This is a genomic window from Methylomonas rivi (genome assembly GCF_024505165.1).
Classification (GTDB): Bacteria; Pseudomonadota; Gammaproteobacteria; order Methylococcales; family Methylomonadaceae; genus Methylomonas; species Methylomonas rivi.
Genome location: NZ_JANIBK010000113.1, coordinates 1 through 13,003 on the forward strand (window position 1 = coordinate 1; position 13,003 = coordinate 13,003).

At 54.0% G+C, this 13,003-nt stretch carries 13 protein-coding genes; 11 read left to right on the forward strand and 2 right to left on the reverse strand.

Annotation, left to right across the window (positions count from 1 at the left end; translation table 11 throughout):
* The 6 genes from NP596_RS15965 to NP596_RS15990 form a co-directional block, all read left to right on the forward strand.
* Nucleotides 1–291 (forward strand): SPOR domain-containing protein (locus NP596_RS15965; protein WP_256616385.1); only part of this gene is annotated, 291 nt, incomplete at its 5' end.
* A 32-nt stretch (nt 292–323) separates the two neighbouring features.
* On the forward strand, nt 324–842 hold the full coding sequence (locus NP596_RS15970; protein WP_256616386.1) for a CvpA family protein: 519 nt from the start codon (nt 324–326) through the stop codon (nt 840–842).
* A 15-nt stretch (nt 843–857) separates the two neighbouring features.
* Nucleotides 858–2,357 (forward strand): amidophosphoribosyltransferase, encoded by a 1,500-nt coding sequence (gene purF, locus NP596_RS15975; RefSeq protein WP_256616387.1) that lies wholly within the window; start codon nt 858–860, stop codon nt 2,355–2,357.
* Nucleotides 2,358–2,369: 12 nt separating this feature from the next.
* Nucleotides 2,370–3,551 (forward strand): O-succinylhomoserine sulfhydrylase, encoded by a 1,182-nt coding sequence (locus NP596_RS15980; RefSeq protein WP_256616388.1) that lies wholly within the window; start codon nt 2,370–2,372, stop codon nt 3,549–3,551.
* A 9-nt stretch (nt 3,552–3,560) separates the two neighbouring features.
* A complete protein-coding gene (locus NP596_RS15985; protein WP_256616389.1) occupies nt 3,561–5,207 on the forward strand; it encodes a putative bifunctional diguanylate cyclase/phosphodiesterase in 1,647 nt (548 codons plus the stop codon).
* Between the two features lie 88 nt (nt 5,208–5,295).
* A complete protein-coding gene (locus NP596_RS15990) occupies nt 5,296–5,874 on the forward strand; it encodes a PilZ domain-containing protein (protein WP_256616390.1) in 579 nt (192 codons plus the stop codon).
* An 8-nt stretch (nt 5,875–5,882) separates the two neighbouring features.
* Here NP596_RS15990 and grxC read toward each other — a convergent pair whose 3' ends face one another.
* Together grxC and NP596_RS16000 are read right to left on the reverse strand one after the other, a co-directional pair.
* A complete protein-coding gene (gene grxC, locus NP596_RS15995; RefSeq protein WP_256616391.1) occupies nt 5,883–6,137 on the reverse strand; it encodes a glutaredoxin 3 in 255 nt (84 codons plus the stop codon).
* A gap of 35 nt (nt 6,138–6,172) precedes the next feature.
* Entirely contained in the window at nt 6,173–6,871 is a 699-nt protein-coding gene (locus tag NP596_RS16000) for a class II aldolase/adducin family protein (RefSeq protein ID WP_256616392.1), read from the reverse strand.
* On the opposite strand from NP596_RS16000, the gene NP596_RS16005 reads away from it, so the two are divergent.
* From NP596_RS16005 to ribB, 5 genes are all read left to right on the forward strand, one after another.
* Nucleotides 6,870–10,265, forward strand: a complete 3,396-nt coding sequence (locus tag NP596_RS16005; RefSeq protein WP_256616393.1) for a mechanosensitive ion channel domain-containing protein — start codon at nt 6,870–6,872, stop codon at nt 10,263–10,265. The genes NP596_RS16000 and NP596_RS16005 overlap by 2 nt on opposite strands.
* A gap of 79 nt (nt 10,266–10,344) precedes the next feature.
* A complete protein-coding gene (gene nrdR / locus NP596_RS16010) occupies nt 10,345–10,797 on the forward strand; it encodes a transcriptional regulator NrdR (RefSeq protein ID WP_256616394.1) in 453 nt (150 codons plus the stop codon).
* Complete coding sequence (ribD, locus tag NP596_RS16015) at nt 10,794–11,885, forward strand: bifunctional diaminohydroxyphosphoribosylaminopyrimidine deaminase/5-amino-6-(5-phosphoribosylamino)uracil reductase RibD (protein WP_256616395.1); 1,092 nt, start codon at nt 10,794–10,796, stop codon at nt 11,883–11,885. Before nrdR ends, ribD begins: the two co-directional genes overlap by 4 nt.
* 16 nt (nt 11,886–11,901) lie before the next feature.
* A complete protein-coding gene (locus NP596_RS16020) occupies nt 11,902–12,558 on the forward strand; it encodes a riboflavin synthase (protein ID WP_256616396.1) in 657 nt (218 codons plus the stop codon).
* Nucleotides 12,555–13,003: 3,4-dihydroxy-2-butanone-4-phosphate synthase (ribB, locus tag NP596_RS16025; RefSeq protein ID WP_256616397.1), on the forward strand; the 449-nt coding region annotated here is incomplete at its 3' end. The genes NP596_RS16020 and ribB, both read left to right, overlap by 4 nt.

Below are 13,003 nucleotides of genomic sequence, written 5' to 3' on the forward strand. Positions count from 1 at the left end.
GTAAAACCGGCTGTTGCCGAACCGGCGGCCAAGCCGGCCGCTGCCGCCGAAAGCGCGGTGACCCGCTTATACCTGAATGCCGGCAGCTTCAGCCAATTGGTTAATGCCCAGAGCTTGCAAGATTCGCTTAAAAAACAAGGTTTTGCGGCGTCTATTAAAGAGGTAACCACCGAAAAGGGCAAAATTTACAAGGTCAGGGTTGGGCCCATGCTGGATAAAGCCAAGGCCCAGGCAGTCAAATCCAAGCTGTCGCAGATTAACGTCAACAGTTTTGTTACGGGTGATGAATAACGGCTTCGGTTTCGTTTTGGCCGGGTTTAACGATGGTTGACGGTTTGTCCTTGGACAAGATGATTTGGATCGATTACGCCATTAGCGGGTTGATCCTGGTGTCGGCCGCGATCGGTTTGCTGCGCGGTTTCGTCAAGGAGGCCTTCGCCTTGCTGACCTGGGTGGCCGCCATTTGGGTGGGCCTGCATTACAGCCGCGATTTCGCCGTATTGCTGCAAAATACCGTCAGTTACCCGCCGGCTCGCGCCGCCGCCGCTTTCGGCCTTTTGTTTGTCATGACGCTGAGTTTGGGGGCTTTGATCGGTTTTATTTTGAATCACGTGATCGAAAAAACCGGGTTGACCGGCTCAGACCGGATATTGGGCATGCTATTCGGCATCGTCCGCGGGTCGGTGTTGGTTTCGGTAGCGGTGATGCTGGGAGGTATTACGCCGCTGCCCGAAGAGCCCTGGTGGAAACAAGCCCTGTTGATTCCGCCGTTTCAATCTCTCGCCGTATGGCTGAAAGATCACATCCCGTCGGTTCTGGCGGGCTATATCCATTTTCGTTAGCTCTTTAGGTTTGTTATGTGTGGTATTGCCGCGATTGTTTCCAATCAAAATGTGAATCAGGATTTGTACGATGCCTTAACCGTATTGCAACATCGGGGGCAGGATGCCGCCGGGATCGCGACCTGCGAGGGATCCCGGCTGCATTTGCGCAAGGAAAACGGTTTGACCCGGGATGTGTTTTCCAACAAGGAAATGCTGAAACTGAAAGGCAGCATGGGGATCGCCCATGTCAGATACCCGACCGCGGGTTGCACCAGTTCGGAAGAGGCGCAACCTTTTTATGTCAACTCGCCCTTCGGCTTGACGCTGGCGCATAACGGCAATCTTACCAATACCGAAGAATTGAAAATTCAGGTGTTTGTCGACGATCAACGGCATATCAATACCGGTTCCGATTCGGAAGTGCTGCTAAACGTGTTTGCGCATGAATTGCAACAGGCCGGTAAGCTGACCTTGACGGTCGAGGATGTATTCAAGGCCGTCAGTGTGGTGCATAAACGCTGTCGCGGCGCCTATGCGGTGGTGGTGATGATTGCCGGTTTCGGCATTTTGGGCTTTCGCGACCCGCATGGGATACGCCCCATCGTATTCGGCGAGCGTAAAACCGAGGATGGCGCGACCGATTATATGATCGCTTCGGAAAGCGTGGCGCTGGACGTGCTGGATTTTAAATTGATCCGGGACATTGCGCCGGGCGAAGCGGTGTTCGTCGAAGCGGCCGGTAAATTGCATACCAAGCAATGCGCGGAAAAGACCAACCATTGCCCCTGTATTTTCGAATATGTTTATTTCGCCCGTCCCGATTCCATTATCGACAACATATCCGTCTACAAGGCCAGAATGCGGATGGGGAAAAAGCTGGCCAAGAAAATCGAAAAGGAATGGGGCGATCACGACATCGACGTGGTGATCCCCATACCCGATACCAGCCGCACCGCCGCCCTGCAGATTGCCCATGAGCTGGGAGTGAAATTCCGGGAAGGCTTTATGAAAAACCGCTATATCGGACGCACCTTCATCATGCCGGGCCAGAAAATGCGTAAAAAATCGGTCAAGCAAAAGCTGAATGCCATTGCGCTGGAATTTAGCGGCAAGAACGTGTTGCTGGTGGACGATTCGGTGGTGCGCGGTACCACGTCCGAGCAAATTATTCAGATGGCGCGGGATGCGGGGGCCAAAAAAGTCTATTTCGCCTCCGCGGCGCCGCCGGTGCGTTATCCGAATGTGTACGGCATCGATATGCCGGCCGCTCATGAATTGATTGCGCACGGCCGTACCGAGCAGGAAGTGTGTAAAGCCATCGGCGCGGATAAGTTGATCTATCAGGATTTGGACGATCTGATCGACGCGGTGGGCAAGGGTAACCCCAATATTAAACAGTTCGATACCTCCTGTTTTAGCCATGAATACATTACCGGCGATATCGATGACGATTACTTGGCGCGTATCGAGGCCTTACGCAACGATGGCGCGCAGGAACAGCGCAATGCCTTGACGGCCGCCGCGCAAAAATAACGGGAAAGTGAAATGACGGATTTCGATTGGCGGGAATATTCCCTGGAAACCCAGGCTATCAGGGCCGGGCATCGGCGTACCCATGAAGACGAGCACAGCATGCCGATATTCGCCACCTCCAGTTATGTGTTCGCATCCGCCGAGCAGGCTTCCTTGCGCTTCACCGGCAAGCAGCCGGGCAATATTTATTCCCGCTTTACCAATCCTACCGTAACCGCGTTTCAGGAACGTTTGGCCTTGATGGAACGCGGGGAGCGCTGCCTGGCGTTTTCCTCCGGCATGGCGGCGATCATGGCGGTGGGGATGGCCTTGTTAAAAGCCGGCGATCACGTAGTGTGTTCGCGTAGCGTGTTCGGCAATACGGTGCTGACCTTTCAAAACTATTTCGGCAAATTCGGCGTGACTTGCGACTTTGTCGGTTTGACGGACTTGGCCGCCTGGGAAGCGGCCATTCAACCGAATACCCGGTTCTTGTTTCTGGAAACCCCGTCCAATCCCTTGATCGAAATCGCCGACATCCAGGCTCTGGCGGACATCGCGCACAGGCATGGCTGCCTGTTGGTGGTCGACAATTGTTTTTGCACCCCGGTGTTGCAACAGCCCTTGGCCCTGGGCGCGGATTTAGTGGTGCAATCGGCCACCAAATTCATCGACGGGCAGGGGCGATGCGTGGGCGGGGCTGTCGTCGGCAATGCAGAACTGATCGAAAAGGATATTTACCCGTATCTGCGTACCGGCGGCGCCAGCATGAGTCCATTCAACGCCTGGGTGTTTCTGTCCGGCCTGGAAACGCTGGCCATACGGATGAAAGCGCATTGCGACAATGCGTTTGAACTGGCCAAGTGGCTGGAAACCCAGTCCGCGGTGGCAAAAGTGCATTATCCCGGTTTGGCGTCCCATGCCCAGCATCAATTGGCCAAACGTCAGCAAAGCCATTTCGGCGCGGTGGTCAGTTTCGAATTGAGCGGCGGCAAGGAGCAGGCCTGGCGTTTGATCGATGCGACCCGCATGTTGTCGATTACCGCCAATTTGGGCGATGTAAAAACCACTATCACCCATCCCGCCACGACGACACACGGCAGGTTGAGTCCCGAGGCCAGGGCGGAGGCCGGTATTTCCGACAGTCTGGTCAGGGTCTCGGTGGGCTTGGAAAATATCGAAGACATTAAGACCGATTTATTGCGGGGCCTGTAGGGGGAATGCATGGAATTTGCCAGGAATGTGCTGTCCGACAACGTCAGGATTTTGAAAAGCCAGGTTTCCAAAACCGCTTATCAAGGCGTGTCCATCGCAATTGCCAGCATTATTCTGGCGACGCTCGGCGTCAGTCTGTATCAAACCGGCGGCATTACCCTGGATGGTATTGTTAAAGCCCAATCCGAAAATTACGGCCTTTGGGTGTTGGATAGCATACCGTTTGTGTTCGGGTTTTGGGGGCAGTATTCCAGTTCGATTATCGCCTATCAGGCGGGAGCGATGATTTTCGATCAGACCCATGAATTGCGGGCGCATGCCGAGTCGATGGAAAAGCAGGCCAATTACTCCGCAACCCATGATATTGCCACCGATTTGCCGAATCGGGTTCTGTTTTACGACCGGGTCGAGCAAGCCATTCTGTCGGCCGGCAAGCAAAATAAACTGCTGTCGATTTTATTGGTGGAGTTTGCCAATTTTAAGGAAGTGTACGACACCCTGGGGCGTAACAGCAGCGATTTGATTTTGAAGCAAATCGCCACCCGCCTGCAGAGCGTGGTGTTGGGTAACGACAGCGTGGCGCGCATCGACGGCAATATTTTCAGTTTGTTGGTGCCGGCTACCGATAATGCAAATGCCGGGGTTCAGTTGGCCAGGAATGTGCAGGTCGCCTTGGAATCGCCGTTTAAGGCGGAACGCTTGAGCCTGTCCATTCATGTCAACATCGGCATCGTCAACTTTCCCGAGCATGGCGAGGATGTCGATACCTTGGTGCAAAAAGCCGGCGTGGCGCTGTTTATGGCGGGCAAGTCCCATGAGGGGTACGCGGTTTATACATCTTCGTTCGACGATCACAGCCCCAGGCGCTTGACGCTGATGAGCGAATTGCGCCAAGCGTTGGAAAAAGAAGAATTGCAGATTTACTACCAGCCCAAGGTCGCCGTCAAAACCGGCCGCCTATACGGCGCCGAGGCCCTGGTGCGCTGGAACCACCCCAAGCACGGTTTTGTCCCGCCCGATGAATTCATCCCCATGGCGGAGAGAACCCGCACGATCAAGCACTTGACCTTGTGGGCGCTCAAGCAGACTTTCAGACAGTGCGCCGAATGGCATGGGCAGGGTTTGGACCTGATCCTTTCCGTCAACCTGTCGGCCCGGGATTTGCACGATCCGGAGTTGCCGGACATCATTGCCGGCTTGGCGGCCGCTTCCGGAATCCAGCCGTCCTGGATGATGCTGGAAATTACCGAAAGCTCCATCATGACCGACCCGGACAGGAGTCTGGATATTATCCAGCGCCTGCACGGTATGGGCTATAAGTTCTCGATCGACGATTTCGGTACCGGTTATTCGTCATTGGCTTATTTGAAAAAAATGCCCTTGACCGAGTTGAAAATCGATAAGTCCTTCGTCGGCGACGTGCTGAAAAGCGAAAACGATGCGGTCATCGTCAAAGCCACGATCAATCTGGCCCACAATTTGGGTTTGCAAGTCACCGCGGAAGGCGTGGAAAGCCGGCAAACTCTGGATTTGCTGGGCGGTTATGCCTGCGACTTGGCGCAAGGCTATTATTTAAGCAAGCCGCTGGCTCTGGACGATTTTAATGAATGGATGCGTTCCGATGCTGCAAACTTTATTCATCCTCAAGCCGGTTGAGGCGTATTGAATCGCCGGCCGATCCAAGCGCGGAATTTAAAAATAAGCTATCTTTGATGCACCCATCGATATACACGAGATTTTCACCATGTTTCAAGAACGAAAAGAATATAGAAAAAATTTCAACGCCATCGGTCAGTTGAATGTGGGAGGTGAAACCTTGCAGTTCAATTGTTACGATGTGTCCGTCAAGGGGGCCATGATCGAATTGCTGCCCGGACAGCTTTTGGCGACGGTCGACGATTTTGAAAAGCTGCTGTTCGAAGACCGGCGGGCGGAAGTGTTTATCGAAGAACTGATGCTGGCCGGGGAAGTCAGCATCGTCTGGGTGCGCGAAGAGCGCGGCAGGATCTTGATGGGGCTGGAGTTCGAGTCCGTGGTGCATAACGCCGAGAAGCTATGGCTAAAGCGGCGCGGTTATCGCAAATCCGAACCTTTTACCGCGGAATTGTTTATCGACAAGGACAGGCTGCATGTGGAAGGCATCAACCGTTCGACCAAAGGCCTTTGCGTTAAAATGTTGGTGCAACATCCTTCCGTCAAAGTCAATGCGCCGGTCAAACTGCAAATCAAGGAGTTCGGACTGATAGCCCTGGGCAAGGTGGTTTGGGTCGCAGCCGCGGACGAGGCTACCTTAGTCGGCTTGCAGATCATCTCCATCGGTTGAGCGGTATTTCAAGCCTGCAATAAAGGGTCCAGCTGCTTTTGCATGTCGAGCGCATGTAAATCGTCAAAACCGCCAATATGGCGTTCGCCGATAAAAATTTGCGGTACGGTCCTGCGCTGGGTTTTTTCCATCAGTTCCTGACGCAAGCCGGGCTTGGCATCGACATCGATTTCCGTATAGCTTGCGCCCTTGCGCTCGAATAATTTCTTGGCCATCGTGCAATAAGGGCAAAGCCGGCCGGTATAGATGATGATTTCAGGCATGGGTTAAATTAATAAATACTAATAAAGGTGGTATTCTAACCAGCATTAGGGCTTTGCTCAATAGCCAATGCATGGGCCAGTTGGGCTAATAGTATTTGAGCGGCATTGGCGAGAGAATCGCCGAAGGCGACGATACCGTCTTCGTGGCCGAGCATGCTGAAAATGGGGAAACGGCCGAGTTGTCCGGAACTAAACAGCCGTTCGACGGCCTCGGCCATTTCAATGCTGCCATAAGCAATATCGGCGGCGGTATAAGGCAGGCCCAATGGCCGGGTGTGCCGCCAAATTTCCGGACAATGTACATGAATTACCGCTTGGGCGGAGGGGGCCAGTTCATAAATGCCGGCATGGGTCAAGGCTTCCGAGGACGGTCTGCTGGGCCCGCTTGAACGGATGGTATTGTGTTTTGCCGAAGCGGTTTCGACGATGGCAAAATGCTCGGGTGCAAGATAAGCCAGATGCCCGGTTTGAGTGCCGGATATCAAAAAACTGTTTTGGCCCGGCGCCAGCCGTTGGCTGAGATTACCGTAACCGAGGCCATGGTATTTTTCCGGCTTTTGTCCAATGATTCCTAAGCGAAAGAATAAGCTGCGCCAGCCGTTGATGGGGCCGATATCGATGGCGGGTGACAGCGGATTTTGTTTATGCTCGAGCCGATATTTGATGACGCCTTCCCGTTCGGACAGGTTATTTTCTTTCCCATTGTTTATTTTCCGTTCAGTTTTCAGATACATGAGTCTTAATACTTGCAAATATGGTTTTTCGCTTGGGTTGATAGCGCTTTTAATCAGTGTAAACCTTGCGTGGGCCGGGAATCAAAAACAGGCCGTAAAAAGTATCACCTTAGAAGAGATTCAACAGCGCATAGAGTCTACCAAAGACCGGCAAAACGTATCGGAAGAACAGAAAAACCGCATCCTTTCCGCTTATCAGGAAAGCGAGGATAACCTGCGGCAAGCGCAGCGGCAGGAAGAACTGGCCGAGACTTTTAAACGCTCAACCAGAAACCTGCCCTTGGATGCCAAGCAATTGCAGGCGCAAATAGATGGAACCGGGGCGGTTCTAAAACAACGCAAACCGGAAAAACTGGCTTCGTTTCCCGCCGATGAGATTGAGCAGCGTCTGGTAATGGAAAAAACCCGGCTCAGCGATTTGGATGCCGAAATTGCCAAGCATGAAGCGCTGATCGCCGAGTTGACGAACAGCCCGCAAGTCATTCGGGAAACGATGGCTGAAATCAAAACCAAGCAATCGGCCACCCAACAGGAGCAACAGCGGTTAACCGATAAGAACGGCGAAAATTTGCTTGAGAAAGAAGCCCGGCAAATTCAGCTGGAAACCCGCATCAGGCTGTTTAACAGCACCTTGAAAACGTTGGGTCTGGAAAGTATCGGCAACCCACTGCAATTGCAGTTGCAGAAGGACCGCATGCATCTTTTGAACTTGCAACGCGAAGCGCAGATGCTGTTGATCGGTGAGTTGGAAGCTGCGTTACTGGATAAACGCCAGCAGGAAATCGACAAGGAGCAAGCCGCATTGCTGCAAGCCGAAAAGGATGCGGAAGGCAAGCACCCGTTGATCAGGGAAGCGACCAAGGAAAATATGCGTTTCAATCGCGATTTGCAAGCGGTCAATAAGCATATCGAGCTGTATCAAACCCAAAAAACCGAACTGGACGCCCGTTCGCAACAGATTGAAAAGGACTTTCAGAGCGCCGAGCAAAAAATCAGCTTGGCCGGTTTGAGTCCGGCCTTGGGAAACTTGTTGCGGGAACAGCGCCGCAACCTGCCGCAACGCAAGCAATACAACGGCCTGAACGACAGTATCCAAACGGAGATCGCCGAGGCGAGCTTGGAAATGTTCAAGCTCGATGAGGTCAAAAAGCAGTTAATGGACGTAAACCAGACTTTGCTCGGCCGTTTGGAACAAGGCTTACCCGCCGATGCCGATCAGGCGGAAGCGTTGCGGATCAGAACCGAACTGCGCATGTTGTTGAATGACCAGAAGGATTTGGTGGGGCGTCTGGCCGTGGCCTACAGCGAGTATGCCCGCTTATTGGGCGATGTCGATTTCGTATTGCAGCAGATGCTGAATGGCGCGGACAAGTTCGGCGCTTACCTGGACCAGCGTTTGTTGTGGGTGCCTAGTGCGCCGGTGATTTCCCATGCCTATCTAAGCAATATCCTGCATTCGGCGATGTGGTTTTTTGCGCCGTCCAACTGGCTGCATGCGCTTGAAAATCTTAGCCAGGGTTTGCAAACCTATCCGGTGTTTTTGCTGGTTTCGCTTATCGCCATTACCGTTTTGCATTGGCGGTATAGGAACGACCTCAAACAGCATTTATTGGCGGTGCTGAACAAATGCAGCTCCAACCAATACTTGGTGAGCTTTCGCCAGACTTTAAACAGTTTGGGGTTTATCCTGCTGCTGTCCTTACCCGCGGCGATGCTGATGGGGTGGACGGCCTGGGCCATGACTCTGACGGCCAATGCCGATGCCTTTAGCCGGGCGGTGGCGGCCGGATTGGTAGAGGCCGCGGTACCGCTGGCGATATTGCAGTTTTTTTACCGGCTGCTCAAACCGGAAGGCGTGGCGGAAATGCTGTTTCACTGGCAAAAACGTTCGGTGCAATTGCTGTACAGTCAAATTAAATGGTCTCGTTTCGTTATCATCCCGGCGGTATTCATCATCGGCATGGCGAATGCCAATCCGTTTTCGGAGCAAAGCCACGCCTTGGGCCGGACCGCGCTGATTATTCTGATGATGGCGATGTCTTATGTTTTTCATCGCTTTACCCATCCGCTGACCGGTTTAGCCAAATCGTTTTATGCTTATTCCGATAGCTGGCTCGGCCATTTGCGCTATCTCTGGTATCTGGTGGCCGCCTTGGCGCCCTGGGTGGTGATCGGTTTTGCGGTGATGGGCTATTACCAAAGCGCGTTGGAGTTGGAAAACAAGTTGGTCGTTACGCTACGCCTGGTATTCGCCACGGCGTTATTTCATGCCTTGGTATTGCGTTGGTTGACGGTGACCAAACGCCAGCTGGCTTTGCAAAATGCCCGGCAAAAACGCAAGCAGGCCGATCAGGCCAATGTCAATATCGGCGCGGAAGGGGCGTATGTGCCGGAAGAAACTCTGTTGGACCTTTCCAAGATTAACGAGCAAAGCAACAAATTATTGACGACCCTGATTGCGGTGATATTGACCGTAGGCGCCTGGATGATATGGAAGGACATTTTACCGGCTTTTTCCATTTTCGATCGTATCGAGCTTTGGCAATATAGCGATACGATCGATGGTAAGGAAACCGTCATCCGGATAACCCTGATTAACCTATTGTTTTGTTTTTTCTATATCGGCCTAACCGTGGTGTTTGTCAGTAATTTTCCCGGTCTGGTCGATTTGCTGTCCGCGGGCAGATTCGCCATGACCGCCGGCAGCCGCTACGCCTTGATTCAATTGGTGCGCTATTTGTTGGTCAGCATCGCCTTTTTGGCCATCGCCAATGAGTTGGGCGGCAGTTGGTCGCAGGTGCAATGGCTGGTGGCGGCCCTTAGCGTGGGTTTGGGATTCGGCTTGCAGGAGATTTTCGCCAACCTGGTGTCCGGGATCATTTTACTGTTCGAGCGGCCGATTCGGGTGGGCGATACCGTGACGGTGGGCGATGTCACCGGCCGGGTCTGTAGAATTCAGATGCGCGCCACCCATATCATCGATTGGGACATGAAGGAGCTGGTGGTGCCGAATAAAAACATCATTACCGAGCGGCTGGTAAACTGGACCTTGACGGATACGGTTACCCGGGTGGTGGTGGTGGTCGGTGTGGCCTATGGCAGCGATGTGCAACTGGTCGAGCAGGTGTTAAAAGATGTAGTCAATTCGGTTAAATCCGTTCTTAAGGAGCCCGAACCCTCCATCAGTTTCATGAGTTTTGGCGAAAGTTCGCTGGATTTTACGGTCAGAGTATTTGTGCGCGAGTTGGGAGATAGGGTACCCGTCACCCATGAGCTGCATAAAAAGCTTTATGCCGCCTTGCAGGCGCATCGGATCGAGATTCCGTTCCCGCAACGCGACGTGCATATACGTTCGGTGGCGGACGGCATACTGCCCATGCATGCCGGCGGGTAAGTCGGCGATTTTATTAAAAAACCAATCTGTAATAAAATGCCCGGCTTTACAATAGCTTGGCTTTAAGCCACTTTATCAAATGCGTTGTCCTTTTTGCTCAGCACAAGATACCCGGGTCATCGATACCCGTTTGGCCGATGAGGGCGACCAGGTCAAGCGCCGCCGTGAATGCGTGGCCTGCAAGGAGCGCTTTACCACCTTCGAAGTGGTGGAGTTGACGCTGCCGCGCATCATCAAACGCAACGGCGCCAGGGAAGCCTTTAACGAAGCCAAATTACGCGCCGGCATGCAACGGGCCCTGGAAAAGCGTCCGGTGAATGTCGACGCCGTGGAGGCGGCGATTAACCGCATCAAAAAAGTCTTAGTGGGCAAAGGCGAGCGGGAAATTCATGCCAATGAACTCGGCGAATTGGTCATGAAGGAATTGAGTGCGTTGGACCATGTCGCCTTCGTGCGGTTTGCCTCGGTTTACCGCAGCTTTCAGGATGTCAGCGAATTTACCGACATGATAGAAAAACTGCGGAATACATGACTGTCGCGGATGATGCCGGCTTTATGGCCGGGGCACTGCGGCTGGCCAGGAACGGGTTTTACACCACCGACCCCAATCCGCGTGTCGGTTGTGTGTTGGTGAAAGACGGGCAAATTCTGGCCGAAGGCTGGCATGCGCAAGCCGGGCGGGCCCATGCCGAAGTCGACGCCTTGGCGAAACTGGCCGACCGGACTCAGGCCCGGGGTGCGACCGCTTATGTCACTCTGGAACCTTGCAGCCACCACGGCCGCACCGGTCCCTGTTGCGATGCTCTGATCGAGGCCGGCGTCGGCCGTGTAGTGGTGGCCATGCAGGACCCCAATCCGCTGGTGGCGGGGAAGGGTTTGCGGAAAATGCGTGACGCCGGCATCGACGTCAGCTGCGGCTTGTTGCAAGCCGAGGCCGAACAATTGAATCGCGGCTTCATCAAACGGATGCTGACCGGCCTGCCGTTCGCGCGCAGCAAATTAGCCATGAGCCTGGACGGCCGCACCGCGCTGGCCAACGGCGAAAGCCGATGGATTACTTCGGAACAGGCTCGGCGGGATGTGCAAAATTTTCGGGCCGAAAGCAGCGCCATCGTAACCGGTATCGATACCGTGCTGGCCGATGATCCGTCCCTGAATGCGCGGGTGGATTTTGCCGTCAAACAGCCGGTCAGGGTGGTTTTGGATTCGAATCTGCGCATGCCGCTTAACGCCAAAATGCTGCAACTGCCCGGCGAAACTTGGGTAATCACGTGCCATGACGACCCGGACAAACAATTGCGCTTGCGGGATGCCGGTTGCAGGGTCTGGCAGGTGGGCCGCCGAATGGGCCGGGTCGATTTGAGCGAGGCTTTCAAACTGTTGGCGCAACAGCAAATCAATACGGTTTGGATAGAAGCCGGCGCCGCCTTGAACGGCGCCTTGCTGGACACGGGCTTGGTGGACGAATGGCTGCTATATGTTGCTTCTTGCGCGCTGGGGGACCAAGCCCGCGGTCTGTTTCATTTTTCGCAATTGCAAAGCATGGCGGCTAAAAAGCCGTTTAAATTTAACGCTGTCAGACAGGTCGGGCCCGATCTGCGTCTGACGTTGTCGCGATAACTCGCAGAGGAAAACGATGTTTACTGGTATTATCCTGGCGGTCGGCAGTATTGCCGCCATTCAGCCGCGCGGTGGCGATTGCCGTTTGCGAATCGATACCGGCAAATTGTCGCTGGCCGATTGCGCGTTGGGCGACAGTATCGCCGTCAACGGCGTCTGCCTGACGGCGGTGGAGTTGGGCCGGCATTACTTCTGCGCCGACGTTTCCAACGAAACCTTATCCCGCACCACGTTAAAATCCGCCAAACCCGGCATGCCGGTGAATCTGGAATTGGCGTTGACCCCATCCACCCGCTTGGGCGGCCACATCGTCAGCGGCCATGTGGACGGTATCGGCAAAGTGGTGGAAAAACAGGCGGACGGCCGTTCCATAGGCTTTAAATTTAAAGCGCCGGATAGCTTGGCCAAATATATCGCCGAGAAAGGCTCGATCTGCATCGACGGCATCAGCTTAACGGTCAATGCGGTGAACGGAGCTTATTTCTCGGTCAACATCGTGCCGCATACCTTACAGGAAACTACACTGGGCACTGCCGAAGTGGGGTTTGAGGTGAATCTGGAAGCGGATCTGCTGGCCCGTTACATGGAACGCCTGATGCAGGGCGACGCGGCGGCGCAATGCCAAACCGGTATCACCGAAGCCTTATTACAAAACAGCGGCTTTATTAAATGAATAGCATAGAAGAAATCATTGAGGATTTGCGCCAAGGCAAAATGGTCATCATCATGGACGATGAAGACCGCGAGAACGAAGGCGATTTGTTGATGGCGGCGGCGTTTACCCGTCCGGAAGACGTCAATTTCATGGCCAAGTACGGCCGTGGCTTGATTTGCCTGACCCTGACTCGCGAACGCTGCCAACAATTGCGCTTGCCGTTGATGGTGAACGACAATAAAACCCCGTATACCACCAACTTTACCGTGTCGATCGAAGCCGCCGAGGGCGTCACTACCGGGATTTCAGCCGCCGATAGAGCGTTGACGATACAGGCGGCGGTGGCCAAGGCCGCCCAGCCCAGCGATCTGGTGCAACCCGGACACATTTTTCCGTTGATGGCGCAGGCCGGCGGCGTGTTGAACCGGGCCGGCCATACCGAAGCGGGTTGCGATTTGGCCCG

What these genes read in the sequence shown, in the direction of transcription:
- NP596_RS15985 (WP_256616389.1), top strand. Translation starts at nt 3,561, where the DNA reads ATGGAATTTGCCAGGAATGTGCTGTCCGACAACGTCAGGATTTTGAAA.
- NP596_RS15990 (WP_256616390.1), top strand. Translation starts at nt 5,296, where the DNA reads ATGTTTCAAGAACGAAAAGAATATAGAAAAAATTTCAACGCCATCGGT.
- ribD (WP_256616395.1), top strand. Translation starts at nt 10,794, where the DNA reads ATGACTGTCGCGGATGATGCCGGCTTTATGGCCGGGGCACTGCGGCTG.
- NP596_RS16005 (WP_256616393.1), top strand. Translation starts at nt 6,870, where the DNA reads ATGAGTCTTAATACTTGCAAATATGGTTTTTCGCTTGGGTTGATAGCG.
- NP596_RS15970 (WP_256616386.1), top strand. Translation starts at nt 324, where the DNA reads ATGGTTGACGGTTTGTCCTTGGACAAGATGATTTGGATCGATTACGCC.
- purF (WP_256616387.1), top strand. Translation starts at nt 858, where the DNA reads ATGTGTGGTATTGCCGCGATTGTTTCCAATCAAAATGTGAATCAGGAT.
- nrdR (WP_256616394.1), top strand. Translation starts at nt 10,345, where the DNA reads ATGCGTTGTCCTTTTTGCTCAGCACAAGATACCCGGGTCATCGATACC.
- NP596_RS16000 (WP_256616392.1), bottom strand. Translation starts at nt 6,871, where the DNA reads ATGTATCTGAAAACTGAACGGAAAATAAACAATGGGAAAGAAAATAAC.
- NP596_RS15980 (WP_256616388.1), top strand. Translation starts at nt 2,370, where the DNA reads ATGACGGATTTCGATTGGCGGGAATATTCCCTGGAAACCCAGGCTATC.
- grxC (WP_256616391.1), bottom strand. Translation starts at nt 6,137, where the DNA reads ATGCCTGAAATCATCATCTATACCGGCCGGCTTTGCCCTTATTGCACG.
- NP596_RS16020 (WP_256616396.1), top strand. Translation starts at nt 11,902, where the DNA reads ATGTTTACTGGTATTATCCTGGCGGTCGGCAGTATTGCCGCCATTCAG.